This is a genomic window from Sphingomonas sp. BRN-1R, from assembly GCF_057748035.1.
Window position 1 is genome coordinate 4,148,601 of the sequence record NZ_CM173236.1, and the last position, 24,720, is coordinate 4,173,320.

Here is a 24,720-nt window from a genome sequence, read left to right on the forward strand (position 1 = left end):
GCCCTGCCGCCTCATACGATATCCGCCCGCGCCTGCGCGATCGCCGCGCGCACCCGTGCGGGCGCGGTGCCGCCGAAACTGGTGCGGCTCGCCACCGAGGCATCGACGGACAGCACGCCATAGACGCGGTCGTCGATACGCGCATCGATCGCCTTCAGGTCGTCGAGCGGGATCGCGTCGAGCGCGATGCCGCGCTCCTCCGCCAGCTTCACCGCGCGGCCGGTGATGTGATGCGCCTCGCGGAACGGCACCCCGCCCTCGCGCACCAGCCAGTCGGCGAGGTCGGTCGCGGTCGAGAAGCCTGCCTCGGCGGCGGCGCGCATCCGCTGCGTGCGGAACGTCGCGCTTTCGACCATTCCCGTCATCGCCGCGATCGACAGGCCGAGCAGGTCGTGCGCCTCGAACACCGGCGGCTTGTCGTCCTGCATGTCCTTCGAATAGGCGAGCGGCAGACCCTTCATCGTCACCATCAGCGACGTGAGGCAACCAATGATCCGCCCGCTATGCCCGCGCACCAGCTCGGCGGCATCGGGGTTGCGCTTCTGCGGCATGATCGACGAACCGGTCGACCACTGATCTGACAGCGAGACGAAGCCGAACGGCTGCGACGCCCACAGGATGAACTCCTCGGCCAATCGCGACAGATGCAGCGACACCTGCGCGGCGGCGGTGAGATACTCGATCGCGAAATCCCGGTCCGAAACCGCGTCGAGCGAATTGCGCGTCGGCGCGTCGAAGCCGAGCGCCTGCGCGGTCATCTCCCGATCGATCGGGAAGCCGGTGCCGGCCAGCGCCGCCGAGCCGAGCGGGCTGCGGTTGCCGCGTGCGCGCGCATCGGCGAAACGGCTGCGATCGCGCGCGGTCATTTCGAAATAGGCCATCAGGTGATGGCCGAGCGTGACCGGCTGCGCGCTTTGCAGATGGGTGAAGCCGGGCATCACGCTGTCGGCATGCTCCTCGGCGCGCGCGAGCAGCGCAAGCTGGAACCCCTTGAGCGCCGCATCGACCTGATCGATCGCGTCGCGCACCCACAGCCGGAAATCGGTCGCGACCTGATCGTTACGCGAGCGCGCCGTATGCAGCCGCCCCGCTACGAGCCCGATCGCCTCGGCGAGCCGTGCCTCGCTCTGCATGTGGATGTCTTCGAGCACCATGTCCTCGGCGACGCCGTTCGCCTCATAGTGGGCGGCGACGGTGTCGAGCCCGGCGGCGATCGCCTCGGCGTCTTCCGCCGCGACGATGCCGGTCTTGCCCAGCATCGCGACATGCGCCTTCGAGCCCGCAAGATCCTGCCGCCACAAGCGCTTGTCGAACGGGATCGAGGCATTTATCTCGCGCATGACCGCAGCGGGCCCTTCCGCGAAACGGCCGCCCCACATCGCATTGGATGCGCCCTTCATGTCCTTACGCTCGACGATCGTGCTGCTCCCTGCCGTGGCGCTGCTTACCCTGATGGCTGGCTGCGGCGATAGGCAGGACTCCACCAAGGCGCAAGTCGTCCCGCGTGCTGCGCCGACCCCTTCGCCCACCCCCTCCGCCAGCCCGACCGCCGACGCGGCGGCACCGAAGGAGGGCGAGAAGGTGCCGGTCGACGCGATCGGCACGATCGACCGCAGCCACAAGGGCGATGCCGCCCCCGCCGTCACTTTCGCCGACCCTCAGGACAAGCCGACCACGATTGCGGCGTTCAGGGGCAAGCCGGTGCTGGTCAACCTGTGGGCGACATGGTGCGGGCCGTGCGTGGCCGAGATGCCGACGCTGGAGAAAGCCGCCGCGACGATGCACGTCGCCGCGATCAGCCAGGACAAGGATCGCGGGCTGGTCTCGGCGTTCTTCGCCAAGAACCACCTGACCAACCTGCAACCCTATCTCGACAGCAAGGTGGGCTTGAGCATCGCCTTCAACGCGAGCCTGCCGACCAGCATCCTCTACGATTCGACCGGGCACGAAGTGTGGCGCATGGTCGGCGGCATGGACTGGACCACACCGAGCGCGAAGGCGCTGCTGGCCGAAGCCAAGTAACGGCGTAGAGTTTCAAAAAAGCAGTTCGTCGCCCCGGCGCAGGCCGGGGCCGCTACGTTACGAGGCGGGCCGGTCGCCATAAACCCAGCGGCCCCGGCCTGCGCCGGGGCGACGGAATGGCGGGCGCAGCGCTACTCGCTTTTCTTCGAGCCTCCGCGCGTGCCAAATCAGTCGGTAATCTTCACGATCGCGTCGACCTCGACCACCGCGCCCAGCGGCAGCGCCGGCACGCCGACCGCGCTGCGCGCATGCTTGCCCGCTTCCCCGAACAGCGCGACCATCAGGTCCGACGCGCCGTTGGCGACCTTGGGCTGATCGGTGAAGTCGCCCGCCGAGTTGACGAACACGCCGAGCTTTACGATCCGCTCGACCCGGTGCAGCCCGCCCAGCGCCGCCTTGATCTGCGCGACCAGCATCAGCGCGCAATTCTGCGCCGCCTGCGCGCCATAAGCGACATCGCGGTCCTCGCCGAGCCGGCCGGTCATCAGCGCGCCGTTGTCGAACGGCAACTGGCCCGAAACATGGAGCAGCCCGCCGGCATCGACCGCGGGCACATAGGCGGCGACGGGTGCGGCGGGCGCGGGCAGCGTCAGGTTCAGTTCGGCGAGCTTGCGGTCGATACGGTCGGTCATGCGGATCTCTCTCGTGGGTCAGGAAGCGGGGGTGCCGGTGGCGAAGCGATCGGCGATCCACGCCTGCGCCGCGCGCCAGTCGTCGATGCGCGCGTGCGCATGCGGCGCCGGCGGCACGTTGGGCGCGAGATCGGGCTCGGCGATCATGTGCAGGCGGAAGACATGCGGCGCGTGAGTGGCGACCGATTCGTGATGCACGGCGAGATCGTCGACGAACACCGTGACGCTCGCGCCATATTCCGCCACCAGCCGCCCGACCGGATCGCCCTTGCCGCCCTGGTTGGTCTCGACGCGGTGGGCGATGCCGAAGCGTGCGAGCTGCTCGATTCGCGCGTCGCGCACATGATCCTGCAAGTTGGTCAGCACGACGATATCGGCGACTTCGCTCAAGCCGGCGAGCGCCTCGCGCGCATGCGGCACCAGGGTCTGCCGCTCCATCTCGGCAGGGAAGAAGCCGCCGAGGAAGCCCCACATCTCCTCGGTGCTGGGCCGCTCGCCATTGGCGCGGCGCATGCTGTTGAACATGTCCGGCCCGCGCACGTCGAAATCGACGTCGTGCGATTCGCGCAGCCACACGCCGAAATGCCGCACCATGTGCAGCAGCACCTCGTCGCAATCGGTGATGAGCAGCGGGCGACTCACGCTTCGTCCCACCCGCCGCCAAGCGCGGCATGTGCGGCGACGATCGCCTCGGGCTTGACGTCGAGGTCTTCGGCGCAGGCAATCAGATCGGGCTCATAGCCTTCGAGGAAGCCGAGCACCGCCGCCAGCACGGCCGGTTCACCGGCGCGAGCGCGCAGATCGTCGGGCATCAGCCCGGTCGTGTCGAGCAGCCGCTGCGCGCGATCGGCGTCGGCGAGCGTCCACGCCAGCGCGCGGAGCGCCAGTTCGGTCGCGTCAGGATTTGTGTCAGGCGCGCGCATTGCGTAACCAGCGCTTTCGAATTGGTGTGAGGTGGGGTGGACGTGGCAAAAAGGGTGCTCGTTGTCGAGGACAACGAACTCAACCTGAAACTTTTCTGCGATCTGCTGCGCGCCCACGATTTCCTGACCGAGGGCCTGCGCGACGGACGCGAGGCGGTGGCGCGCGCGCGCGATTTCGCGCCCGATCTCATCATCACCGACATCCAGTTGCCGCACCTCACCGGGTTCGAGCTCATCACCCAGTTGAAGGCGGACGAGGCGTTGCGCGACATCCCGATCATGGCGGTGACGGCCTATGCGGGACGCGAGGATGAGGAGCGGATTCGCGGCGCAGGGGCGGACGCCTATGTGTCCAAGCCGATCTCGCTGATGCGATTCGTCGAGGCGGTCAACGCGCTGATGGCGCCGTAAAGCGCACGACAAAAGCCGCGAGGGCTGCCCTCGCGGCTCTGATCCCCCTGCGCGGGGATGATCGAAGGACGGCTTACGCCGCCCGTCAGATCACTTGATCTTGGCTTCCTTGAACTCGACATGCTTGCGCACGACCGGATCGTACTTCTTGAAGCTCAGCTTCTCGGTCTTGGTGCGCGGGTTCTTCTTCGTGACGTAGAAGAAGCCGGTGTCAGCCGAGCTGATGAGCTTGATCTTGACGGTGGTCGGCTTGGCCATGAGCCCTAATCCTGCAAATGCGACAAAAACGGTAAAGGCGGCCGCGTGGGCCGCCCCTCAGGCGATGCCCGATGGCGGAGCGGCCGCGAAATGTCAAGCCGATGCACGCGCGTTAACGCCGCCGATACCGTGCGCGGTGCAGCGAGACGGCATGGCGACCGCGCTTTTCCCACGATCGAGCCCTGCATGGACGCGCTGATGGCCGCCTTCGTCGCCGCGATCGTGATCGAGGCAGGCGATCGTACCCCGTGGCTCGCCGCAATTCTCGGCGACCGATTCGCCAAGCGTGGCACGGTGATCGTCGCGACACTGATCGCGCTGGCGATCGGCAATGGCATCGCCGGCTATGGCGGTGGCATCGTCGCCGCCCACCTGACGCCCAACGCGCGCGCGCTGCTGGTCGCGCTGGCCCTGCTCTCGGCGGGTGCCGGCGCATTCGGGCGACTGAAGCCGCCCGACCGGCTCGCCAAATGGCGGATCGGAGCGTTCGCGACCAGCCTGTTCGGCATGGCCATCCTCGCCTTCGGGGATCGCACGCAGTTCGCCACCCTCGCCTTTGCGGCGCGCAGCGATGCGCCGGTGCTCGCAGGCGTCGGCGCGACGCTCGGCGCGGGGCTGGTCAACGCCGCTGCCGTGCTGGCGGGCGAACCGGCGCGCAAGGCGCTGCCGATCCGCGCGATCCGCATCGGCACCGGGCTGCTGCTCTGTACGGTCGGCGCGATATCGGGTCTGTCGGCGCTGAGATTGATCTAGCGACTCGATCAATGTGATGGAAATCTCGCCGGGACAGCGGGGAGCCATTTGGCTATCGAACCGTTCTCGCAACGAACCATCTCTCAAGGAGCCGTGACGTGACCGACGAAGCGCTGAAGACCCCGACCGACATCCAGACCAACGCCGCCAAGACCGTGGCGCAGGCGCTCAATGCTATCCTCGCCGATTCGTTCGCGCTGTATCTGAAGACCAAGAATTTCCACTGGCACGTCTCGGGCCCGCACTTCCGCGACTATCACCTGATGCTCGACGATCAGGCGACGCAGATCCTCGGCACCACCGACGCGATCGCCGAGCGCGTGCGCAAGACCGGCAACACCACGCTGCGTTCGATCGGCGACATCGCCCGCCACCAGTCGATCGAGGATAACGACGAGGAGTTCGTCCCCGCCGCGCGCATGCTGATCGAACTGCGTGAGGACAATCTCAAGCTGGTCGAGAAGCTGCGCGAAGCCAAGGACATCGTCGACGAGGCGAAGGACAACGCCACCAGCGGCATCCTCGACGAATGGACCGACCTCGCCGAGGAGCGCGCCTGGTTCCTGTTCGAAGCCAGCCGCAACGCCTGATCCCGCAGACCGGCGCGGCCCCGCTCACCGCGCCGGCTTCGGCCCCAACGTCAGCAGCCACAGATCGGGCGGCGCGCCGAGCCGGAACGGCAGCACGCTGGTGCCGACTCCCGCGCCGACGATCACCACATTGCCGCGCCGGCGGATGATCCCGCAGCGATAGCGCGGGCGAGACACCTCGCCGAGCGGTCCAAGCAGCGGCAGCACGATCTGCCCGCAATGCGTGTGCCCCGCCAGCAGCAACGTCATGTCAGGCGACAGCCATGGCGCGATATCGGGCGTGTGCGACAGCAACACCCGCGCGCCCGGCGTCCTGCGCGTGAGGTTGGCGGTCGCGAGCACGCGCGCGTGATGCGTGACGGCATCGTCGATCCCGCCAAGCGCGAGCGGTCCGACCTGCACCGCCTGATTGCGCAGCAGCGTCACCCCGGCGGCCCGCACCTGCCGCGCCACCGCCGCGATGCCGGTGCCGTGATCGTGATTGCCCGGCACCGCAAACACCCCGAGCCGCGCATGCAACGCGCGGAGCGGCGCGATCATCGCCGGCCCATGCAGCGCCGCGCCGTCGGGTCGCTCCCCATAGATGAAATCGCCCGCGATCAGCACGAGATCGGGGCGCAGCGCGTCGATCTGCGCGACGATCCGCCGCAGCCGGGCCGCATCCATCACCGGCGAACCGATGTGGAGATCGCTGACCAGCACGACACGCACCGGCGCCTGCCCGACTGGCCACATCGGCAGCGCGACGGTCACGCGCCGCACCACCGGATCGCGCCGCGCCTCGGCAAAGGCATAGAGCGCGACCGCCGCGCCAAGCGCGACGAGCAGGCAGACGGCAAGGATCAGGCGGCGGCGCATGCTGCACCTGCTAACAGATGCAAACCGCTGGCGGAACCAGCGGTGCAGGCGCAGGGTTGATCCGTCATGCAGGCCTTCGCGCAGCTCCTCGACTCGCTCATCTACACGCGCTCGCGCAACGCGAAGCTCAAGCTGATCGTGGATTATCTGCGCGCCACGCCCGATCCCGATCGCGGCTATGCGATGGCGGTGCTGACCGGCGATCTCGATCTGCCCGCGATCAAACCCGCGCTGATCCGCGCGCTGATCGAGGAGCGTGTGGATCCGGTGCTGTTCGCGATGAGCCGCGATTATGTCGGCGATACCGCCGAGACCGTCTCGCTGCTCTGGCCCGATCCTCTGGTGCCGCCGCCCGATGCGGGACCGCTGTCGCTCGCCGACGCGGTGACGCGGCTCGGCAGCCTGTCGCGCGCCGATGCGCCGGGCGCACTCGCGGCGATGCTCGACCGGCTGAACGCCAACGAACGATTCGCGTTGCTCAAGATGGCGATGGGCGCTTTACGGATCGGCGTCTCCGCACGGCTCGCCAAGACCGCGCTGGCGCAGGCGTTCGGGTTGGAGGTCGATGCGGTCGAGGAATTGTGGCACGGCATCGATCCGCCCTATGCGTCGCTGTTCGCCTGGGCCGCCGGCGAGGGCGAACAGCCGACCGCCGCCGATACGCCGGTGTTCCGCCCGTTCATGCTCGCGCATCCGCTCGAGGACGGGCGCGTCGACCTCGCCGATTATGCCGCCGAATGGAAGTGGGATGGCATCCGTGTCCAGCTCGTCCATGTCGCGGGCGAGACGCGGCTCTACAGCCGCGCGGGCGACGACATCACGCGCAGCTTCCCGGAGGTGGCGCGCGATTTCACGGTTCCGGGCGTGCTCGACGGCGAGCTGATGGTGAAGGGCGATGCGCAGGGCCATGCCACCGAGGAAGGCGGCGCGGCCAGCTTCAACGCGCTCCAGCAGCGACTCGGGCGCAAGGTCGTGTCGGCGAAGATGCTGGCCGAGGCGCCCGCCTTCGTGCGGCTCTACGACATCCTGTTCGACGGTGCCGAGGATGTCCGCGAACGCACCTGGACCGAGCGGCGCGCGCGGCTCGAGGCGTTCGCGCGCAGGCTGCCGGCCGAGCGGTTCGACGTCAGCGCGCTGATCGCCGCGCCCGATTTCACCGCGCTCGAGGGCATCCGCGCGGGCGCGCGCGATGCGGCGATCGAGGGGGTGATGCTCAAGCGACGCGATTCGGCCTATGTCTCCGGGCGTCGCGTCGGGCTGTGGTACAAATGGAAGCGCGACCCGCTCACCGCCGATTGCGTGATGATGTATGCGCAGCGCGGTAACGGGCGGCGCTCGTCGTTTTATTCGGACTATACTTTCGGATGCTGGACCGAAGACGGCGAATTGCTTCCGGTCGGCAAGGCGTATTCGGGCATTACCGATGAGGAAATGAAGATGCTCGACCGCTTCGTGCGCGCGCATACCACCGCGCGGTTCGGCCCGGTGCGCGAAGTCGAAAAGACCATGGTGCTGGAGATCGCGTTCGATTCGATCCACGAATCGAAGCGGCACAAGTCGGGCGTGGCGATGCGCTTCCCCCGCATCGCGCGCATCCGCACCGACAAGCCCGCGAACGAGGCCGATACGGTGGCGGGGCTGCGCAAGCTCATCACCTGAAATACCGCTCGTGCTGAGCAAAGTCGAAGCACACGGCTGGGATCGAGGGGCGTACAGGCCCTTCGACTTCGCTGAGGAAAGACGGTGTGGTGGGTTCAGGCGTGCCCAGCCGAACCAGCACGCCGCCGCAACCTCAGCGCGTCCAGCTCGCCAGCCAGTCGGCGAGACCCTGCGGGCTCATCGAGCGTGCGTCGGCGAGCGCGGCGGTGCGGCCGGCATTGACGAGGCGGTCGGTGCGCGGATCGACCACCAGCAGGCTCGGCACGCCCTTCAGCCGATCGGTGATGCCGTAATGCGCTGGAATATCGAGGTTCTTGTTGAACCGGCCGACATCGACCGTGACCAGCTCGTAATGGCGATCGACCCAGGCCTTGAGCGCGGGCACCTCGATCGTGCCGGCAAGGATGCGGCAATCGAGGCACCAGTTGCCGCCGAGGTCGATCACCAGCAGCTTGTGATGCGCCTTGGCGCGCGCCTTTGCGGCGGCGACCACCGCCTTCGCGTCGGCCTGCTCGTCGTAGGGCAGCGGCAACGGTTTGCTGAGTTGCTCGAAGCTGCTGATCGGCATGTGCGGCGCCGGCGCGGCCACGGCCGGCGTGGCGAGCAGGATGGCGGCAAGAGCGAGCGCGCGGCGGATCATGGGCAACTCCGTTGAATGTCTATGCATCATATCGGAATTGCCACCGCCAAAGCCAAGCAAAGAAAAACCCGGCGCGCCGAAAGCACGCCGGGTCTTGATCTCTCGCGAAACGCCGGGGCGTCGCCCGATTCGGCCGCCGCGAACGGCAGCCGTTTCGAATCAGGCGATCGAGGTGAGGTTCACCGCCGCGTACTTGCCGCGACGATCGACCTCGAGCTCGAACTCGAGCCGGTCGCCCTCGTTGAGCGTCGACATGCCGCCACGCTCGACTGCCGAGATGTGGACGAACGCGTCGGGCTGGCCGTCGTCGCGCTGAATGAAGCCGAAGCCCTTCATCGCGTTGAAGAACTTGACCGTGCCGGTCGCCTTCTCGCCGGTGAGCTGGCGCTGCGGGCCACCCGCGCCGCCGGCTGCGCCACGCGGGCCGCCAGGGGCTGCCGCATCACGCTCGCGCGGCGGGCCGCGGTCGGTGACGGGGAGCGGTTCGCCCTCGATCTTGAGGTCGGTCGCCGAGATACGGCCACCGCGATCGACGAGCGTGAAGCCGAGCGGCTGACCCTCGGCCAGACCGGTCAGGCCGGCCTGCTCGACTGCCGAGATGTGCACGAACACATCCTCGCCGCCGTCATCACGAACGACGAAGCCGAAGCCCTTCTGACCGTTGAAGAACTTTACGACGCCAGTGCCCTCGCCGACGACCTGGGGAGGCATGCCGCGGCCACCGCCGCCGCCGCTGCCAAAACCACCGCCGCCGCCGAAGCCGCCGCCACCGCCGCTGCGGAAGCCGCCGCCGCCGCCGCCGAAGCGATCGCCACCGCCGCCGAACCGGTCGCCGCCACCGCCGAAGCGATCACCGCCGCCGCCGAACCGGTCGCCGCCACCAAAGCCGCCGCCGCCGCCGAAATCATCGCCGCCGAAACCATCGCGCTTATCGCGGCCGCGCCCACCGCGCTCTCCGCGGCGTCCTTTATCGAAACTCATGCCCTGTTCGTCTTCCCGGCTCGTCCGAAATCACCATCCAAGAAACCGTGCGCCGGACGAAAAACGCAGGTCTTTGGGCACCAAACCAATCGCGCCACCGACTCTACCTAACCTAAAATGTGCGGGGCGGAAAACAAATTCGTCCAAATTACGCCACAATGCCGGTGAGATGCTTGCCAGCCTGTGGCGCGAACGGCACATCAGGCGCCATGTCGATGCTTTCGCTCCTTGCCGATCCGGCCGCCTGGGCGGCGCTCGCGACGTTGGTGGTGATGGAAATCGCGCTCGGCATCGACAATCTCATCTTCATCGCGGTTCTGTCGAACAAGCTACCCGAACACACGCGGCAACGCGCCAGACGGACAGGGATAGGCCTCGCGCTGGCGATGCGGCTGCTGCTGCTCACCGCGATCGCGTGGATCATCGGCTTGCAGGCGACGGTGATCGACCTGGGGCTGACCGGTCCGCCGGGCGCGCATGGCGAACCTTCGTTCGAGACCGCCTTGTCGTGGAGGGACATCATCCTGATCGCGGGCGGGCTGTTCCTCATGTACAAGGCGACCAAAGAAATCCACGGCAGCGTCGATGGCCACGCGAGCGAAAACGACTCGCAGCCGGGCGGCGTGCGCAAGGCGGCGGAACTGACCTTCACCGCCGCGATCCTCCAGATCATCGCGCTCGACGTGGTGTTCTCGATCGATTCGATCCTGACCGCGGTCGGCATGACCGAGCATGTCGCGATCATGTACGTCGCGGTCATCATCGCGGTGGCGGTGATGCTGCTCGCCGCCGATCCGCTCGCCGCCTTCATCAACGCTAACCCCAGCGTGGTGATGCTCGCGCTCGGCTTCCTGCTGATGGTCGGCATGGTGCTGGTGGCAGAAGGGTTCGGCGCGCATGTGCCCAAGGGCTATATCTACACCGCGATGGGCTTTTCCGGCGCGGTCGAGGCGCTCAACCTGTGGCAGCGGCGCGCGAAGGCGAGGCGCGCCGGGCATTGAGCCCCGCCCCATTGAGCAACGCGCCCATCCCCGCTAGGGCCACGCGATGACCGTTCATCTCCACGAAGAAGACCTGCCCGAGGGCGTGTTCGCGCCCGGCGCCGACATCGCCGTCGATACCGAGACGATGGGGCTCATCACCCCGCGCGACCGGCTGTGCGTCGTCCAGCTTTCCGATGGCGGGCCGGACGAGCATCTCGTGCGCTTCTCGCCCGGCAGCGACTATGCCGCGCCGAACCTGCGCGCTCTGCTCGCCGATCCGGCGCGGGTGAAGCTCTACCATTTCGGACGCTTCGACCTTGCCGCGATCCGCCATTATCTCGGCGTCACGGCGGCGCCGGTCTATTGCACCAAGATCGCCTCGCGGCTGGTGCGCACCTATACCGATCGCCACGGCCTGAAGGAACTGGTGCGCGAACTGCTCGGCACCGACATCTCCAAGGCGCAGCAATCGTCCGACTGGGGCGGCCCGGTGCTGTCCGACGCGCAGAAGGATTATGCCGCCTCCGACGTGCGCTACCTCCACGCGCTGCGCGAGGAGCTTGACCGTCGGCTCGCGCGCGAAGGCCGCACCGCACTGGCGCAGGCGTGTTTCGATTTTCTGCCCACGCGCGCGGAGCTCGATCTCGCCGGCTGGCCCGAAATCGACATCTTCGCGCATATGTGAGCGCCATGGCCGACGTCGCCCTCCCCCCGCGCACCGCGCGCCAGCGCTGGGCAGCGCCCGGCAGCAGCCACGACCGGATGGTCGCGCTGCTGCGGCTCGCGCTGCCGATCGCGGTCGGCGTGCTGGCCGCGTTCCTGGTGATGGCCCCGCTCGCCACCGGCGGTGAGGTCAGCTTCCTGCTCGACAAGAACAAGGTCGAGGTCGCGCGCGAACGCCTGCGCCTGCAAAGCGCGCTGTATCGCGGCACCGACGGCAAGGGACAGCCCTTCACGCTGACGGCGGGGTCGGCGGTGCAGAAGAGTTCGGCCGAGCCGATCGTGCGGATCGACGAACTCGCCGCGCGGCTGCAACTGAGCGACGGCCCGGCGAAGATCGTCGCGCCCAAGGGCCGCTACGACATGGAGAGCCAGCGCGTCACTCTGGTCGGCCCGGTCAACGTCGTCGCGTCGAACGGCTACAAGCTCGACACCACCGATTCGACGATCGATCTCAAGACCCGCCAGATGCAGAGCGGCGGCGCGGTGACCGGCACCGTGCCGCAGGGCACGTTCAGCGCCGCCAGGCTGAGCGCCGATCTCGATCAGCATATCGTTCGGCTCGACGGCAATGCGCGCTTGCGGATCGTCCCGCGAAAGACGAGATAGCGCGCATGCGTCCGATCCTCCTGCTCCCGCTGTTCGCGCTGCTTGCCGCCGCGCCCGCTCCGTCGAAGCACGATTCGGAAGCGCCGATCAATTTCGGCGCGGACCATATCGAATTGCAGGACAAGGCGAATCGCGCGATCCTGACCGGCAACGTCTCGGTCAAGCAGGCCGAGCTGACGCTCAACGCCGCGCGCATGACGGTCGCCTATACGGGGCAGGTGGTGGACGGGTCGCCGCAGGTGTCGCGACTCGATGCATCGGGCAGCGTGTTCGTCACCCGGCCGGACCAGACCGCGCGCAGCCAGTACGCGATCTACGATCTCAACGCGCGCACCATCCTGATGATGGGCGACGTGACGCTGACGCAGGGCGGCAATGTCACGCACAGCCAGCGCCTCACGCTCAACCTCGCCGAGGCGCAGCCGCACGCGACGCTCGGCGGCGGCGGGCGCGTGACGGGCACGTTCTCGGTGCCCAAGCGCAACTGAACGGCGGGTTTTGCGCACCCGTCGCCGCCGGTGGCTTCCCTAGCGAGCGCGGATGCGGCATGAAGCATGCACGAAGCCTGCCAAGTGCCGCGCCTTCAGGCTGGCGGTAACTCCAGAATGCGAGCACGAACCCAATGAGCGACGCGACCACCCTCGAAGCGGCCCGGCCGATCTCGGAACAGCCGGTGATGCGCGGCCTGTCCGTAGTGTCGATCGCCAAATCCTACGACAAGCGCCCGGTACTGACCGACGTGTCCGTCACGGTCGGGCGCGGCGAAGCGATCGGGCTGCTCGGCCCGAACGGCGCGGGCAAGACGACCTGCTTCTATTCGGTGATGGGGCTGGTGAAGCCCGACTCGGGTCGCATCATGCTCGACGGCGAGGATATCACCGGGCTGCCGATGTACCGCCGCGCGATCCTGGGCCTCGGCTATCTCCCGCAGGAGACCTCGATCTTTCGCGGGCTGTCGGTCGAGAAGAACATCATGACCGTGCTCGAACTGAGCGTGCCCGATCCGGTCAAGCGGCGCGAACGACTCGATACCTTGCTCGAGGAGTTCGGGCTGACGCGATTGCGCGACTCACCGGCGATGGCGCTGTCGGGCGGCGAGCGTCGTCGCGCCGAGATCGCACGCGCGCTGGCCGCCGATCCGTCGATCATGCTGCTCGACGAGCCGTTCGCGGGCATCGATCCGCTGTCGATCGCCGATATCCGCGACCTGATCCGCGAATTGAAGCAGCGCGGTATCGGCGTCCTCATCACCGATCACAACGTGCGCGAGACGCTGGAGATCGTCGACCGCGCGTACATCATCTACGACGGCCGCGTGCTGTTCACCGGATCGCCCGCCGAGCTGGTCGCCGACGCCAACGTGCGCCGGCTGTATCTCGGCGAGGGCTTCTCGCTCTGACGCGATGACGCGCTCTCTCCTCCTCGTCGCCCCGGCGCAGGCCGGGGCCGCTGGACGTAGGGCAACCGGCTCCCCCCATCGTCACCCCAGCGAACGCTGGGGTCTCCTGCGGCAAGCGCGCGCCCGTCACCACGAGACCCCAGCTTTCGCTGGGGTGACGGTGTGCGGCGCGCGCGGCAGTTTGGGAGCAGCATGAGTCTCGCCCCCCGCCTGGACCTGCGCCAGTCGCAATCGCTGGTGATGACGCCGCAGCTCCAGCAGGCGATCCGCCTGCTTGCGCTGTCGAACCTCGAAATCGAGGGCTTCATCGCCGAGGAGATCGAGAAGAACCCGCTGCTCGACGCAGGCGCACCCGACGACGATGGCCCCACGCAGGAACGCGAGCCCGAAGCGCCCGCCCGCGACGAGCCGGCCAGCGCCGACGAATTGCTGCTGGGCGGAGGCGGCGCGGCCGAGTCGCTCGACGTCGATTTCGCGACCGAGAGCTTCCACCACGACAGCGCCGCCGATTCGGCGTTCGACACGGGTACGGGCGGCGGCATGGACGGCGCGCTCGGCCTCAACGGCGCGAGTGGCGGTGCAAGCGGCGAAGACCTGCCCGATCTCGACGGGTTCGCCAGCGCCGACATCAGCCTGGCCGACCATCTCCTCGCGCAGGCGGGCACCACGATCAAGGGCGCGGACCTGTTCATCGCCGCGCACCTGATCGATCAGATCGACGAGGCGGGGTATCTCACCGTGCCGCTACTCGACATCGCCAACCGGCTTGGCGTGCCGCTCGCGCGCGTCGAGGCGGTGCTCGCGATCATCCAGACGTTCGAGCCGACCGGCGTGGGCGCGCGCGATCTCGCCGAGTGCCTCGCGCTTCAGGCCAAGGAGGCGGACCGCTACGATCCATGCATGGCGCGGCTGATCGACCATCTCGACCTCGTCGCGCGCGGCGATCTCGGGCGGTTGAAGCGGCTGTGCCAGGTCGACGACGAGGATCTCGCCGACATGATCCGCGAACTGCGCGCGTACGATCCCAAGCCCGGCTGCCGCTACGGCGGCGAGCCCGCCCAGGCGGTGGTGCCCGATCTCTACGTAGCGCGTCGCAAGAGCGGCTGGGCGATCGAGATCAACGCCGCGACGCTGCCGCGCGTGCTGGTCAACCGCAGTTACTATGTCGAGCTGAATGCGGCGGGCGGTGACCGCGCGTCGAAGGCGTGGCTGTCCGACATGCTCGCCAGCGCCAATTGGCTGGTCAAGGCGCTCGACCAGCGCCAGCGCACCATCATCAAGGTCGCGACCGAAATCGTGAAGCAGCAGGAGGCGTTCTTCCTCCACGGCGTCGCGCACCTCAAACCGATGACGCTGCGCCAGATCGCCGACGCGATCGAGATGCACGAATCGACCGTCAGCCGCGTGACCAGCAACAAATATCTGAGCTGCGCGCGCGGGCTGTACGAACTCAAATACTTCTTCACCAGCGCGATCCAAGCGGCGGACGGCGGCGAGGCGGTGTCGGCGCAGGCGGTGAAATCGGCGCTCAAGGCGCTGATCGCGGGCGAAGGCGACAAGATCCTGTCCGACGACACCTTGGTCGAGTTGCTCAACGCCAAGGGCTTCGACATCGCGCGCCGCACGGTGGCGAAGTATCGCGAGGCTCTGGGGCTGGGCTCATCGGTGCAGCGGCGTCGGGCGCGGGCGCTGGGAGGCGCGTGACACTTCTTGAGGGCGGTCGCGAGTGTTCGACAAGGCGGATGTTACCACCTCCTCGATAGTGTAGTCCGGCGTGATGAGGCAGAAGGTTCTATGTTTCTGCAAAGCGCCCGCTGGGCAGGCCTCACCCGATCGCCGATATATCTATGGAGAGATATCGCTGGGCCAATTACGGGAGGCGTTCTGGTCTGGCACCTACGTCTGGACCGCAGAAGAATATCGGCGTCAATGGAAGGCTGCTGCGCGACTGTGCTTAGCTTCACGCTTACCAGTGCTGCTTTACACCGATGTTGGAGTTAAAGCATCAGCAGCGTATCATGTCGTGCCGACCGCGACCGGCTTACGCGTTTTCGAGCAGTTTCTCCGGAGTCCGCATCGGCCCCTGACCCGCGAAGCTGCGGCCCGCAAGTTGATCCGAGACCGAGATAGCGTGTCCTGTTGGACCGCTCCTATTGCCTCGCTGTACTCGCTCGCCACTTACCGGTGAACGACCACAACGAGGCGGTGAGGGAGCCCGCCTCTACCTCCCAACCCGCTCGATCAGCGCCATCGCGCCGTGCGGGGCGCGGACCTTGGCGCCGTTGATGAAGAACACAAACGTCTCGCGCGGGTGCCTGGCGGGCGCTGTGTCCGCCGCATAAGGCAGGCCTTCGGGCTGGCCGCCCTTCGCCCATACGTGCGCCTTCGCTGCCCAGTCATCGAGCGCTTCGGGCGTATAGCCGGTCGGCTCGTCCTCAACCGCATTCTCCAGCCGCGCATAGACGAAGTCGCCGCTCACGTCGGCGATCGCGGGGTATTCCGCCGAATCGGCATAGACCAAAGCCACCCCGGCTTCGCGCATCATCGCGACGAACTCGGGCACTGCGAAACTCTCGTGCCGCACCTGCACCGCGTGGCGCAGCGCGACACCCGCGTGCTTGGCCGGGAGCAGCGCGAGGAAGGCGCGGAAATCGTCCGCATCGAACTGCTTGGTCGCCATGAACTGCCAGAGGATCGGGCCGAGCCGGTCGCCCAGCTCGACGATACCCTGGCCGACGAACTTGGCGATCGACTCGCCCGCCTCGGCCAGCACCTTGCGGTTGGTGCAGTAGCGTGACGCCTTGAGCGTGAAGACGAAGCCGTCGGGCACCCCCTTCGCCCAGCTTGCGAAGGTCGCCGGCTTCTGGCTGCCATAATAGGTGCCGTTGATCTCGATCGCGGTCACCCGCTCGGCGGCATATTCCAGCTCGCGCTTCTGCGGCCACTTTTCCGGGAAGAAGGTGCCGCGCCACGGCTCGTAGGTCCAGCCGCCGATACCGACGCGAATCGGGTGGGTCTTGCTCATGCCCCGCTATACCGCGCCGGCCGCGTCGAGCGCGAGCGCCACCGCGCCGAGCGGTCCGGCATCGGCACCGAGCCCCGGCGTCACCACCAGCCGCGCGATCGCCGCCGCGTCGCTGCCGGGGCCATAGCCCGCCAGCCGCGCGGTCGCGGTCGCGCGGATGCGGGGCAACAGGCGTTCGTTCGAGCCGACCCCGCCGCCGATCACGATGCGCTGCGGCGGCACGGTCAGCATCAAGGTCATCACCAGTTCGGCGATCTCGTCGGCAACGCGATCCCACACCGTATCGTCGGCTGCGATCTGCTCGGCAGGGCGGCCAGCGCGTTTGGCGATGGCGGGACCGGAGACGAGGCCTTCAAGACAATCGCCGTGGAACGGGCATGCGCCCGCGAACGTGTCGGCGGGATCGCGGCGCACGCGGATATGCCCGACCTCGGGATGCGCCGCGCCGTGCAGCGGTCTGCCGCCGGCCACGATACCTGCGCCGACTCCGGTGCCGATCGTGACATAGACGTGCGTGTCGCACCCCTGCGCCGCGCCCCAACGCCCTTCGGCGAGTGCCGCGCCGGCGACATCGGTGTCGAAGCCGATCGGTACGTCGTACCGCGCCGCGACCGCCCCGCGCAGATCATAGCCGCTCCAGTGCGGCTTGGGCGTCGAGCCGATCCGCCCGTAGTCCGGGTTCGCCGGATCGACCACCAGCGGGCCGAACCCGGCGATGCCGATCGCGGCAAGCGGGCGCTCGGCGGCATCGGCGATCCAATCGAGGATCGCCGGCACGGTCTCGTCCGGCGTCGTGGTCGGCCAGCGTTCGCGCGCGAGGATCTCGCGCCCGCGCGCGATCGCCGCGATACACTTGGTCCCGCCAAGCTCGATCGCGGCGACGTAAGGGTCGCCCTCGCTCAGCGGCACTTGATCTGGCTGTTGTTCTGGTCGATCGCCTTGCCCGCAAGCGCGCCGACCGCCCCGCCCAGCAACGTGCCGACCACGCGCGAATGCCCGCCGTCGATCACATTGCCGAGGATGCCGCCGCCCGCTGCGCCGATGATGAGGCCGGTGGTGCCGTCGTTGCGCTTGCAGTAATAGCGCCCGTCATCGCCGCGATAGACGCGGTCGTTGGTGCTCAGCACGCGTTCCTGATAGTTCGGCCCGTCACGATAATAGCGCGCCGGATCGTAATTGCCCTCGTCACGGTCATCGCCATAGGATTGCTGGTACGCCGGGGGCGGCGCGGTGCGCGGGCCGTTGTAATAGCCCTGATCGCGATAGCCGCGCGCGCGCGATGCCTGATAGCGGTCGAATTCCTGCCGGAAGATGTTGAGCTCATTGTCGAAACGCTGCTGAGCAGCCTGGAAGCGGGCATCGTCGTCGCGGGTCTGCGCGAGCGCAGGCGCGGCAAGCGCCATCGATGCGGTTGCCGCGATCATCGCGACACGGAGAATCGAGGTCATGGCATCCATCCTTTTCGTTATGATTTGGAAACGAGATCGGGCCGGATTGGTTGCACTTGCCGCCTGAACGGTGGGTGAGCGGTTCAGCGCGCCAGCACCGCGACCGCCTGCTGCCATGCCGCCGTCTCCTCGGGCCAACGCGCGGTGACGACCAGATCGCGCGCCACGCCGTTCGCGACATCGACCGCGACGGTGCCCGCCCATTCGACCGTGGCGTTGCCCGACAGCCGCACCATCCCGTCCGCCTCCGCCTGCGCGCGCACCAGCCCGCCCCGATTGAACACGGCGATCTCCTCCCCGAAGGCGATGCGGCCGGTGAAGCAGGCGGCGTAGGTCGAAGCCGCCATCGCGCTGCCGCAACTGTTGGTAAGCCCGACGCCGCGTTCGAACGTGCGCACGAACAGCCCGTCCGCGCGCACCTCCGCGAAGCTGACGTTGGCGCGGTTGGGCAGCCAGGCGGGCGCGGCCTCGCACTGCGTGCCGATCGCGACCAGCTCGGCCTCGTCCACGGCATCCACGAACGCGACGAGATGCGGGTTGGGCATGGCGACGGCGGTGAAGGCGCGCGCGCTGCCGAGCATCGCGATCGGCGTCTCGACGATCTCCGCGCCCGCGCCGGTCAGCGGCCACGCGCTCACGTCGCGGGAGGCCGGGCCGGCAACTTCGCGGATCGTCACCACCCCCGGCGCGAGATCGGGATCGCGCGCGACCGTCGCGGCGGAGGTCTTCAGCCGCACATGCGCGGCGTCGAGACCCAGCCGCTCGAACCCCGCACGCGCGACGCAGCGCAGCCCGTTGAGGCAGGTTTCGGATTCGCTGCCGTCACTGTTGAACATGCGCATGCCGAAGTCCGCGCCAGCACCGCCGCCGGTCAGCAGCAGCAATCCGTCTCCGCCGACCGGTCCGGCGCGATCGGCCAGCGCGCGCGCGATGCCGGGCCAGTCCGCCTCGGCGACGGCCCCGTCACGCGCGTCGATCAGCGGGAAGTCGTTGCCCGAGCCGTGGCATTTTACGAAGTCGATCTGCATGCCGCGCGGCATAGCCCAAGCCGACGCTCCGCAAAAGCGTGCGTGCGGCGCGCGGCGTGCTATGACGTGCCCGGGCCGTGTGGAGAGACGATGACGGGACTGTTGCTGATCGCCGTCGTCGCGCTCGGCGTGCTGGTGCGGACGCTGTTCCGCCGCCTGCGCGCGCTGGAGACGCAGGTGCGCGATCTGCGGCGCGAGTCCGCGCTGCGCGAGGCGGAGCGGCCGCGTGCCGACCCGACGCCGCCGCGCGCGCTGCCGGCCGAGCGCACGCCTGCGCGCGTGCGGCTGCCGGAGTCCCTGCCCGACCCCCTGCCCGAGGCCATGACCGAGCCGGGCATCGCCGCGCAGCCGTCCGACGCGCCGATCGAGACGGTTGCGTCCGCCGAACCGCCCGCCGCGCCTCCGCTGCCGCCGCCGCCCGTCCGGCGGCCCGCGCGCGAGCCGATCAGTTTCGAAAGCCTGGTCGGCGGCAAGCTGCCGATCTGGATCGGCGGGGCGGCGCTGGTGCTGTCCGGCTTCTTCCTGGTGCGCTACTCGATCGAAAGCGGGCTGCTCGGCCCGGCGGCGCGCACAGTGCTGGCGGGTCTGTTCGGGGCGGCGCTGGTCGCCGCGAGCGAGGCCGCGCGCCGCCTGCCCGCCACCCGCGACGACCCGCGTGTCGGTCAGGCGCTGGCCGGCGCGGGCACCGCGAGCCTGTACGGCACGCTCTATGTCGGCGCGGCGCTCTATCATCTGATCGGCGTCGGGCCGGCCTTCGCGATGATGGTCGCGGTGACGCTCGCCGCGCTCGCCCTCGCGCTGCGCCACGGCGCGCCGACCGCGATCATGGCGCTGATCGGCGGTTTCGCCGCGCCGTTGCTGGCGGGGTTCGGCGAAAGCGGAGTCGGGCCGCTGCTCGTCTATCTCGCGCTGCTGATCGCCGCGCTGTTCGGGTTGGCGATCCGGCGCGGCTGGGCGTGGCTCGCACTGGCGGCGTGCGGCGGCGGCTTCGCCTGGGCGAACCTGCTGACCGTGATGCTGCCCGGCGGGGGGCTCGCCGGGGTGGGCGGTTTCGTGCTGTTGCTCGCGATCGGCGCGACTCTGGCCCTGCCCGGCACCGGCCGCGCGGCGGCGCGGCCGTGGCTGCGGCTGGTGCCGCTGATCGCCGGGTTCGTACAACTGCTGGTGCTCGCGCCCGCGCTCGACTTCTCGGCGCTGTCCTGGGGGCTGTACCTGCTGCTGAGCGCGGCGGCGCTGGCGCTCGGCTGGCGCGATGCGAAGCTCGCGCCGAGTGCGGGCGCGGCGCTGGCGCTGGTGCTGATGCTGCTTGCGGCGGCGACGCTTCAGCCGATGCATCCTGCGGCGGCATGGGCGGCGGTGGCGATCACGCTGGTGTTCGGGAGCCCCGGCCATGCGCTGCTGCGGCGCGGGCCGCTGTGGGCGGCGATCGCGGTGGGCGGCACCGCCGGACCGGCGTTGGTGAGCATCGCGTGCGATCCCGGCCTGCTATCGGCGGAGGCGTGGGCGCTGCTGTTGCTGCCGCTCGCCGCCGCCTGTGCATCGGTGAGCTGGCGGTGCCGCGATGCCGCGAACGCGACCGCCCGCTTCGCGCCGGGGCTGGTCGGGGGCGCGGCGGCGGCGGCGCTGCTCGCGGGGGCGGCGGCGGCGCAGGTGCTGCCCGCGCTGTGGTGCTGGCCGGCGTGGCTGGCGATCGGCGTAGCGGTGGCCGCATGGTCGCACCGCACGCGCGATGCCGCGCTCGACCGGCTCGCGCTGGCGCCTTTGGTCATCACGATCGCCGCCGTCGCGATCGGCTTCTCGCGCGCACACGCTTATATCATGAGCATCGTCAGCGCCGCCGCCGCGCCGCCGCTGGCCGATCTGCTCGCGCTCGGGCTGCTTCCGGCGGTGCTGGTGGGCGCGACCGGCTGGCTGCTCACCAACCCGCGCAGCCGCTTGGCGCTCGGCTGGATCGGGTATGCCATCGCGCTGTCGCTGGTGCCGGCGGTGCTACCCGCGCCGTGGCATGCCGCCGGACTTGGACTCGCCACCGCCTGCGTCATCGCCGCGCGCCTGCCGCTGCCGGGCGCGCCGGCGGCGGCGGGGATGGCCGCATTGGTGTTCGCGTGGAGCCCGATCGGGGAGATGGTCTACACCGCCGGCAGCGCCGTGCTGGGCGATCGGCTGCCGTTCGTGCTGCTCCCGTCGCTCGCGGCGGTGCTGCGCGAGCTGACCTTGCCCGCCGCGCTGATCGTCGGTGCGCTTGCCTGGCGACGCCCGGTGTCGCCGCTGTGGCGTGGACGTGCGATCGTGGTGGTCGCGGCGATCGGCATAGTCACGCTCTACGTGCTCGCCAAGCAGCCGCTCGCGATCCGCGACGCGCAGCGCTTTGCCGCGCTCGGCATGGCGGAACGGGTGGCGATCACGCAGGCGCTGCTCGCCGCCGGCTGGGCGCTCGCTGTGCGCCAGCCCGCGCTCGCGCGCGCGCTGACGATCATCGGGCTGGCGCGGTTCGTATGGTTCGACCTGCTGATCCTCGACCCGCTGATCGTGCCGCAATCGGTCGGCGCGGTGCCGCTGCTCAACCTCGCGACGCTGGATACCGCGCTGGTCGCGGCGTGGCTGTGGCGGTGGCGCCGCCACCGCGTCGGGCGCATGGGCGTATTCGGCGCGATTCTGCTCGCGGTCGCGGCAACGGTGCGGCAGGCGACGCATGGCGCGATGCTGACCGGAGCGGTGACCCGCACCGAAAACTGGCTCTATTCGGCCGCGCTGCTTGCGCTCGCGATCGTGTGGTTGGGGATCGGGCTGCGCAACCGCAACTCCGAACTGCGCGTGACCGGGCTTGCATTGCTGACCGCCGTCACGCTGAAGGTGTTCCTGATCGACGCCGCCGCGCTGGAAGGCGTGCTGCGCATCCTGTCGTTCATGGGGCTGGGCTTCGCGCTGATCGGGATCGGCTGGGCCTATCGCCGCCTGATCGTCGCCGAGCCGGTGCCGGCGGAGGTTCAGCCCGACCGATGACCGCCGGCAGGTGATTGCCACGGCGCAGCGTCTATAGGACAGCGGCAAACCGATCTGGTTAGGGAGCGCTCATGATTACTGCCATCCGCGAAGTCCGCCGCGCCAAGGGCATGACGCTCGAAGACGTCGCGCGCGCGTGCGTGCCCGCGACGACCGCGCAGACGATCGGTCGGCTCGAGACGGGCACGCGCACCGTGTCGGTGGCGTGGCTCAACCGGATCGCGGCGGCGCTGGGCGTAGCGGCGGCGGACCTCGTGCGCTTGCCCGACCGTGCCGATATTCCGGTCGCGGCGGTGCTGGAAAGCGGTGGCGCGCAGGCGCCGCGCCGGCCCGCCAGCGTGGTGCCGCCACTGGCCGCGCCGGGCCTCGTCGCAGTCACGGTTGCGGTCGGGACGGGGGATTACCGTGCCGGCGACGAGATCTGGTGCGAGCGGATCGCGCCGCCTGCGTTCGCATCCGCGCTCAACCGTGACGTGCTGGTGCCGCGCGCGGCCGGACGGTTCCTGTTCGGGCGGTTGATCGGGCATGACGGGGCAGGCGAGACCAGCCGCTTGCAGGTGCTGCCGTTCGAGAGCGGCGCGCGCGTGCAGGTCGTCACCGATGCGCCGTGGATCGCACGGGCGGTACGGCTGTCGCGCGGATTGTAGCGGCGGCCCAAAGAAAAAGCGCGCGGAGGCGATCCGCGCGCTTTTCAACAGAGGTCATCCTGACTGACCGAGTCCAGTGGGAAAACGATCCGGCGAGCCACTCTCGCGAGCGGCTCGCCTGTCAGGTTACGCCGGCAGCGGCGTTCCAAACGGGCCGGGGCCCTTGGGACGACGCGTTTTGGGGATCGACGTGCCGCTGCTCGGCAGCGCCGTCGCGGTCGCGCTCGCGTCGGGGCGGTCGATATCTTCGCCCGCGATCAGCCGCTTGATCTCCTCGCCGGTCAGCGTCTCGAGTTCGAGCAGCGCATTGGCGATGAGGTGAAGCTGGTCGAGATGCTCGGTCAGGATCTGACGCGCACGCTCCAGCCCGCCTTCGACGAAGCGCTTGACCTCGCTGTCGATCATCCGTGCGGTCTCGTCCGACATCGGCTTGCCGCGCGGCATCGAATAGCCGGTCGGGCTATCCTCGCCCTCGCTGAAGTCGAGCGGACCGAGCCGGTCGGACAGGCCCCATTTCGTCACCATCGCGCGCGCGAGACGCGTCGCCTGCATGATGTCGTTCGACGCGCCCGAACTCACCTTGTCGAAGCCAAACACCAACTCCTCGGCGATACGGCCACCGAACGCCACGGCGATATCGGCGTGCATCTTGTCGCGGTGGTAGCTGTAGGTGTCCCGCTCGGGCAGCGGCTGCACCATGCCGAGCGCGAAGCCGCGCGGGATGATCGTCGCCTTGTGGATCGGATCGGCGGTCGGCTCGTGCGCGAACACCAGAGCATGGCCGGCTTCGTGATAGGCGGTCATCCGCTTCTCGTCGTCGGTCATCACCATCGAGCGGCGCTCGGCACCCATCATCACCTTGTCGCGTGCATCGTCGAACTCGGCCGCAGCGACGAGCCGCTTGCCGCGCCGCGCCGCGAGCAACGCCGCCTCGTTGACGAGGTTGGCGAGATCGGCACCCGAGAAACCCGGCGTTCCGCGTGCGATCGTGCGCGGATCGACGTCGAGCGCGAGCGGCACCTTCTTCATATGAACCTGAAGGATCTTCACGCGGCCTTCGATATCGGGGCGCGGCACCGTCACCTGCCGGTCGAAACGACCGGGGCGCAGCAGCGCGGGATCGAGCACGTCGGGGCGGTTGGTCGCCGCGATGATGATGATGCCTTCGTTGGCCTCGAAGCCGTCCATCTCGACCAGCAACTGGTTGAGCGTCTGCTCGCGTTCGTCGTTGCCGTTGCCCAAGCCTGCACCACGATGGCGGCCGACCGCGTCGATCTCGTCGATGAAGACGATGCATGGCGCCGATTTCTTGGCCTGTTCGAACATGTCGCGCACGCGGGAAGCGCCCACGCCGACGAACATCTCGACGAAGTCCGAACCCGAGATGGTGAAGAACGGCACGCCCGCCTCGCCCGCGATCGCGCGGGCGAGCAGGGTCTTGCCGGTGCCGGGCGAACCGACCAGCAAAGCGCCCTTGGGGATCTTGCCGCCGAGGCGGGCGAACTTGGTCGGATCCTTGAGGAACTCGACGATCTCCTGCAATTCCTCGCGCGCCTCGTCGATGCCGGCGACATCGTCGAACGTAACCTTGCCCTCGCGCTGGGTCAGCATCTTCGCGCGGCTCTTGCCGAAGCCCATCGCACCCGAGCCGGAGCCCTTCTGCATCTGGCGCAGCACGAAATAGGCGATGCCGAGGAACAGCAGGAACGGCAGCGACTGAACGAGGAGGTACTGCCAGATCGGCGCGCCTTCCTCGGGCTTGGCGTTGATCTCGACGCCGGCCTTGCGCAGGCGGTCGGTCAGTTGCGGATCCTGCATCGCATAGGTGCGGAACTTGGTGCCGTCGGTCTGCGTGCCGGTGATGACCTCGCCCGCGACGTTGACGTCCTTCACGCCGCGCGCCTCGACCTTGTCGAGGAACTGCGAATAAGCGATCGTGTTGTTGCCGCTCGCGACGTCGCGCGTGTCGAGCATCATGACGAACAGCGCCAGCGCCACCAGGATGCCCACCCAGATCAGCAGGCTCTTCATCCAGGGGTTGCCACCACCGTCGGGGCCGGGGCGCTTGTCGTTATCGTTCATGGATTACGCTACCTTTCGAACCCACAAGATAGGCACCTGTCGGTTAATG

Annotated in this window: 26 protein-coding genes; 13 read left to right on the plus strand and 13 right to left on the minus strand. The window is 68.7% G+C overall.

The window, feature by feature from the left end; translation table 11 throughout:
• Positions 1 to 11 precede the first annotated feature (11 nt).
• The gene (argH, locus tag AC3ANX_RS19410) at positions 12 to 1,379 is read right to left on the minus strand and encodes an argininosuccinate lyase (RefSeq protein WP_488337009.1); all 1,368 of its coding nucleotides are present in this window, start codon (positions 1,377 to 1,379) and stop codon (positions 12 to 14) included.
• Between the two features lie 19 nt (positions 1,380 to 1,398).
• Between argH and AC3ANX_RS19415 the strand changes: the two genes are divergently transcribed.
• Positions 1,399 to 2,022: a TlpA family protein disulfide reductase gene (locus tag AC3ANX_RS19415; protein WP_488334857.1), complete on the plus strand. Its 624-nt coding sequence runs from the start codon at positions 1,399 to 1,401 to the stop codon at positions 2,020 to 2,022.
• A gap of 167 nt (positions 2,023 to 2,189) precedes the next feature.
• Here the strand turns inward: AC3ANX_RS19415 and AC3ANX_RS19420 are convergent, their stop codons facing one another.
• The 3 genes from AC3ANX_RS19420 to AC3ANX_RS19430 are packed head-to-tail and all read right to left on the minus strand — an operon-like array spanning position 2,190 to position 3,577.
• Positions 2,190 to 2,654, minus strand: a complete 465-nt coding sequence (locus tag AC3ANX_RS19420) for a RidA family protein (RefSeq protein ID WP_488334858.1) — start codon at positions 2,652 to 2,654, stop codon at positions 2,190 to 2,192.
• A gap of 18 nt (positions 2,655 to 2,672) precedes the next feature.
• On the minus strand, positions 2,673 to 3,248 hold the full coding sequence (locus AC3ANX_RS19425; protein ID WP_488337010.1) for an HAD family hydrolase: 576 nt from the start codon (positions 3,246 to 3,248) through the stop codon (positions 2,673 to 2,675).
• Between the two features lie 44 nt (positions 3,249 to 3,292).
• Positions 3,293 to 3,577, minus strand: a complete 285-nt coding sequence (locus AC3ANX_RS19430; RefSeq protein WP_488334859.1) for a DUF3572 domain-containing protein — start codon at positions 3,575 to 3,577, stop codon at positions 3,293 to 3,295.
• A gap of 42 nt (positions 3,578 to 3,619) precedes the next feature.
• On the opposite strand from AC3ANX_RS19430, the gene AC3ANX_RS19435 reads away from it, so the two are divergent.
• A complete protein-coding gene (locus AC3ANX_RS19435; protein ID WP_488334860.1) occupies positions 3,620 to 3,988 on the plus strand; it encodes a response regulator in 369 nt (122 codons plus the stop codon).
• A 90-nt stretch (positions 3,989 to 4,078) separates the two neighbouring features.
• Here the strand turns inward: AC3ANX_RS19435 and rpmG are convergent, their stop codons facing one another.
• Positions 4,079 to 4,246 (minus strand): 50S ribosomal protein L33, encoded by a 168-nt coding sequence (rpmG, locus tag AC3ANX_RS19440; protein WP_069203621.1) that lies wholly within the window; start codon positions 4,244 to 4,246, stop codon positions 4,079 to 4,081.
• Positions 4,247 to 4,432: 186 nt separating this feature from the next.
• Here rpmG and AC3ANX_RS19445 point away from each other — a divergent pair, with 186 nt between their 5' ends.
• Positions 4,433 to 4,999, plus strand: coding sequence for a TMEM165/GDT1 family protein (locus tag AC3ANX_RS19445; protein ID WP_488334861.1), 567 nt, complete (start codon positions 4,433 to 4,435; stop codon positions 4,997 to 4,999).
• A gap of 98 nt (positions 5,000 to 5,097) precedes the next feature.
• A complete protein-coding gene (locus AC3ANX_RS19450; protein ID WP_488334862.1) occupies positions 5,098 to 5,589 on the plus strand; it encodes a Dps family protein in 492 nt (163 codons plus the stop codon).
• 24 nt (positions 5,590 to 5,613) lie between these two features.
• On the opposite strand, the gene AC3ANX_RS19455 is transcribed toward AC3ANX_RS19450, so the two are convergent.
• Positions 5,614 to 6,447, minus strand: a complete 834-nt coding sequence (locus AC3ANX_RS19455; RefSeq protein WP_488334863.1) for a metallophosphoesterase — start codon at positions 6,445 to 6,447, stop codon at positions 5,614 to 5,616.
• Positions 6,448 to 6,513: 66 nt separating this feature from the next.
• Here AC3ANX_RS19455 and AC3ANX_RS19460 point away from each other — a divergent pair, with 66 nt between their 5' ends.
• Positions 6,514 to 8,106 (plus strand): cisplatin damage response ATP-dependent DNA ligase, encoded by a 1,593-nt coding sequence (locus AC3ANX_RS19460; protein WP_488334864.1) that lies wholly within the window; start codon positions 6,514 to 6,516, stop codon positions 8,104 to 8,106.
• Between the two features lie 133 nt (positions 8,107 to 8,239).
• Here AC3ANX_RS19460 and AC3ANX_RS19465 read toward each other — a convergent pair whose 3' ends face one another.
• Together AC3ANX_RS19465 and AC3ANX_RS19470 are read right to left on the minus strand one after the other, a co-directional pair.
• Positions 8,240 to 8,746, minus strand: coding sequence for a thioredoxin family protein (locus AC3ANX_RS19465; RefSeq protein ID WP_488334865.1), 507 nt, complete (start codon positions 8,744 to 8,746; stop codon positions 8,240 to 8,242).
• Between the two features lie 159 nt (positions 8,747 to 8,905).
• On the minus strand, positions 8,906 to 9,727 hold the full coding sequence (locus tag AC3ANX_RS19470) for a cold-shock protein (RefSeq protein WP_488334866.1): 822 nt from the start codon (positions 9,725 to 9,727) through the stop codon (positions 8,906 to 8,908).
• Between the two features lie 209 nt (positions 9,728 to 9,936).
• Here AC3ANX_RS19470 and AC3ANX_RS19475 point away from each other — a divergent pair, with 209 nt between their 5' ends.
• The 6 genes from AC3ANX_RS19475 (at position 9,937) to rpoN (ending at position 15,142) form a co-directional block, all read left to right on the plus strand.
• Positions 9,937 to 10,728, plus strand: coding sequence for a TerC family protein (locus AC3ANX_RS19475; RefSeq protein WP_488334867.1), 792 nt, complete (start codon positions 9,937 to 9,939; stop codon positions 10,726 to 10,728).
• 46 nt (positions 10,729 to 10,774) lie between these two features.
• Entirely contained in the window at positions 10,775 to 11,395 is a 621-nt protein-coding gene (locus tag AC3ANX_RS19480; protein WP_488334868.1) for a ribonuclease D, read from the plus strand.
• 5 nt (positions 11,396 to 11,400) lie between these two features.
• Positions 11,401 to 12,039 (plus strand): LPS export ABC transporter periplasmic protein LptC, encoded by a 639-nt coding sequence (lptC, locus tag AC3ANX_RS19485; RefSeq protein ID WP_488334869.1) that lies wholly within the window; start codon positions 11,401 to 11,403, stop codon positions 12,037 to 12,039.
• A gap of 5 nt (positions 12,040 to 12,044) precedes the next feature.
• Complete coding sequence (locus AC3ANX_RS19490; protein ID WP_488334870.1) at positions 12,045 to 12,527, plus strand: LptA/OstA family protein; 483 nt, start codon at positions 12,045 to 12,047, stop codon at positions 12,525 to 12,527.
• Positions 12,528 to 12,661: 134 nt separating this feature from the next.
• The gene (gene lptB / locus AC3ANX_RS19495) at positions 12,662 to 13,438 is read left to right on the plus strand and encodes an LPS export ABC transporter ATP-binding protein (RefSeq protein ID WP_488334871.1); all 777 of its coding nucleotides are present in this window, start codon (positions 12,662 to 12,664) and stop codon (positions 13,436 to 13,438) included.
• A gap of 192 nt (positions 13,439 to 13,630) precedes the next feature.
• Positions 13,631 to 15,142: an RNA polymerase factor sigma-54 gene (gene rpoN, locus AC3ANX_RS19500; RefSeq protein ID WP_488334872.1), complete on the plus strand. Its 1,512-nt coding sequence runs from the start codon at positions 13,631 to 13,633 to the stop codon at positions 15,140 to 15,142.
• A 517-nt stretch (positions 15,143 to 15,659) separates the two neighbouring features.
• Here rpoN and AC3ANX_RS19505 read toward each other — a convergent pair.
• The 4 genes from AC3ANX_RS19505 to dapF form a co-directional block, all read right to left on the minus strand.
• Positions 15,660 to 16,463 (minus strand): DUF72 domain-containing protein, encoded by an 804-nt coding sequence (locus AC3ANX_RS19505; protein WP_488334873.1) that lies wholly within the window; start codon positions 16,461 to 16,463, stop codon positions 15,660 to 15,662.
• A 6-nt stretch (positions 16,464 to 16,469) separates the two neighbouring features.
• Positions 16,470 to 17,372 carry an ROK family protein gene (locus AC3ANX_RS19510; protein WP_488334874.1) on the minus strand — a complete coding sequence of 301 codons (903 nt, stop codon included), beginning with the start codon at positions 17,370 to 17,372 and terminating at the stop codon, positions 16,470 to 16,472.
• Positions 17,363 to 17,911, minus strand: coding sequence for a glycine zipper 2TM domain-containing protein (locus AC3ANX_RS19515; RefSeq protein ID WP_488334875.1), 549 nt, complete (start codon positions 17,909 to 17,911; stop codon positions 17,363 to 17,365). Before AC3ANX_RS19515 ends, AC3ANX_RS19510 begins: the two co-directional genes overlap by 10 nt.
• 83 nt (positions 17,912 to 17,994) lie before the next feature.
• On the minus strand, positions 17,995 to 18,939 hold the full coding sequence (gene dapF, locus AC3ANX_RS19520) for a diaminopimelate epimerase (protein WP_488334876.1): 945 nt from the start codon (positions 18,937 to 18,939) through the stop codon (positions 17,995 to 17,997).
• Positions 18,940 to 19,029: 90 nt separating this feature from the next.
• Here dapF and AC3ANX_RS19525 point away from each other — a divergent pair, with 90 nt between their 5' ends.
• Both AC3ANX_RS19525 and AC3ANX_RS19530 read left to right on the plus strand, forming a co-directional pair.
• Positions 19,030 to 21,942 (plus strand): DUF2339 domain-containing protein, encoded by a 2,913-nt coding sequence (locus AC3ANX_RS19525; protein ID WP_488334877.1) that lies wholly within the window; start codon positions 19,030 to 19,032, stop codon positions 21,940 to 21,942.
• A gap of 71 nt (positions 21,943 to 22,013) precedes the next feature.
• Complete coding sequence (locus AC3ANX_RS19530; protein ID WP_488334878.1) at positions 22,014 to 22,589, plus strand: helix-turn-helix domain-containing protein; 576 nt, start codon at positions 22,014 to 22,016, stop codon at positions 22,587 to 22,589.
• 126 nt (positions 22,590 to 22,715) lie between these two features.
• Here AC3ANX_RS19530 and ftsH read toward each other — a convergent pair whose 3' ends face one another.
• Positions 22,716 to 24,671, minus strand: coding sequence for an ATP-dependent zinc metalloprotease FtsH (gene ftsH / locus AC3ANX_RS19535; RefSeq protein ID WP_488334879.1), 1,956 nt, complete (start codon positions 24,669 to 24,671; stop codon positions 22,716 to 22,718).
• Positions 24,672 to 24,720: the final 49 nt, after the last annotated feature.

What these genes read in the sequence shown, in the direction of transcription:
- AC3ANX_RS19425 (WP_488337010.1), bottom strand. Translation starts at nt 3,248, where the DNA reads ATGGTGCGGCATTTCGGCGTGTGGCTGCGCGAATCGCACGACGTCGAT.
- AC3ANX_RS19465 (WP_488334865.1), bottom strand. Translation starts at nt 8,746, where the DNA reads ATGATCCGCCGCGCGCTCGCTCTTGCCGCCATCCTGCTCGCCACGCCG.
- AC3ANX_RS19475 (WP_488334867.1), top strand. Translation starts at nt 9,937, where the DNA reads ATGTCGATGCTTTCGCTCCTTGCCGATCCGGCCGCCTGGGCGGCGCTC.
- AC3ANX_RS19505 (WP_488334873.1), bottom strand. Translation starts at nt 16,463, where the DNA reads ATGAGCAAGACCCACCCGATTCGCGTCGGTATCGGCGGCTGGACCTAC.
- AC3ANX_RS19470 (WP_488334866.1), bottom strand. Translation starts at nt 9,727, where the DNA reads ATGAGTTTCGATAAAGGACGCCGCGGAGAGCGCGGTGGGCGCGGCCGC.
- rpmG (WP_069203621.1), bottom strand. Translation starts at nt 4,246, where the DNA reads ATGGCCAAGCCGACCACCGTCAAGATCAAGCTCATCAGCTCGGCTGAC.
- AC3ANX_RS19460 (WP_488334864.1), top strand. Translation starts at nt 6,514, where the DNA reads ATGCAGGCCTTCGCGCAGCTCCTCGACTCGCTCATCTACACGCGCTCG.
- dapF (WP_488334876.1), bottom strand. Translation starts at nt 18,939, where the DNA reads ATGCAGATCGACTTCGTAAAATGCCACGGCTCGGGCAACGACTTCCCG.
- AC3ANX_RS19430 (WP_488334859.1), bottom strand. Translation starts at nt 3,577, where the DNA reads ATGCGCGCGCCTGACACAAATCCTGACGCGACCGAACTGGCGCTCCGC.
- AC3ANX_RS19480 (WP_488334868.1), top strand. Translation starts at nt 10,775, where the DNA reads ATGACCGTTCATCTCCACGAAGAAGACCTGCCCGAGGGCGTGTTCGCG.
- ftsH (WP_488334879.1), bottom strand. Translation starts at nt 24,671, where the DNA reads ATGAACGATAACGACAAGCGCCCCGGCCCCGACGGTGGTGGCAACCCC.
- AC3ANX_RS19415 (WP_488334857.1), top strand. Translation starts at nt 1,399, where the DNA reads ATGTCCTTACGCTCGACGATCGTGCTGCTCCCTGCCGTGGCGCTGCTT.
- AC3ANX_RS19515 (WP_488334875.1), bottom strand. Translation starts at nt 17,911, where the DNA reads ATGACCTCGATTCTCCGTGTCGCGATGATCGCGGCAACCGCATCGATG.
- lptC (WP_488334869.1), top strand. Translation starts at nt 11,401, where the DNA reads ATGGCCGACGTCGCCCTCCCCCCGCGCACCGCGCGCCAGCGCTGGGCA.
- AC3ANX_RS19525 (WP_488334877.1), top strand. Translation starts at nt 19,030, where the DNA reads ATGACGGGACTGTTGCTGATCGCCGTCGTCGCGCTCGGCGTGCTGGTG.
- AC3ANX_RS19420 (WP_488334858.1), bottom strand. Translation starts at nt 2,654, where the DNA reads ATGACCGACCGTATCGACCGCAAGCTCGCCGAACTGAACCTGACGCTG.
- lptB (WP_488334871.1), top strand. Translation starts at nt 12,662, where the DNA reads ATGAGCGACGCGACCACCCTCGAAGCGGCCCGGCCGATCTCGGAACAG.
- AC3ANX_RS19455 (WP_488334863.1), bottom strand. Translation starts at nt 6,447, where the DNA reads ATGCGCCGCCGCCTGATCCTTGCCGTCTGCCTGCTCGTCGCGCTTGGC.
- rpoN (WP_488334872.1), top strand. Translation starts at nt 13,631, where the DNA reads ATGAGTCTCGCCCCCCGCCTGGACCTGCGCCAGTCGCAATCGCTGGTG.
- argH (WP_488337009.1), bottom strand. Translation starts at nt 1,379, where the DNA reads ATGTGGGGCGGCCGTTTCGCGGAAGGGCCCGCTGCGGTCATGCGCGAG.
- AC3ANX_RS19445 (WP_488334861.1), top strand. Translation starts at nt 4,433, where the DNA reads ATGGACGCGCTGATGGCCGCCTTCGTCGCCGCGATCGTGATCGAGGCA.
- AC3ANX_RS19530 (WP_488334878.1), top strand. Translation starts at nt 22,014, where the DNA reads ATGATTACTGCCATCCGCGAAGTCCGCCGCGCCAAGGGCATGACGCTC.
- AC3ANX_RS19490 (WP_488334870.1), top strand. Translation starts at nt 12,045, where the DNA reads ATGCGTCCGATCCTCCTGCTCCCGCTGTTCGCGCTGCTTGCCGCCGCG.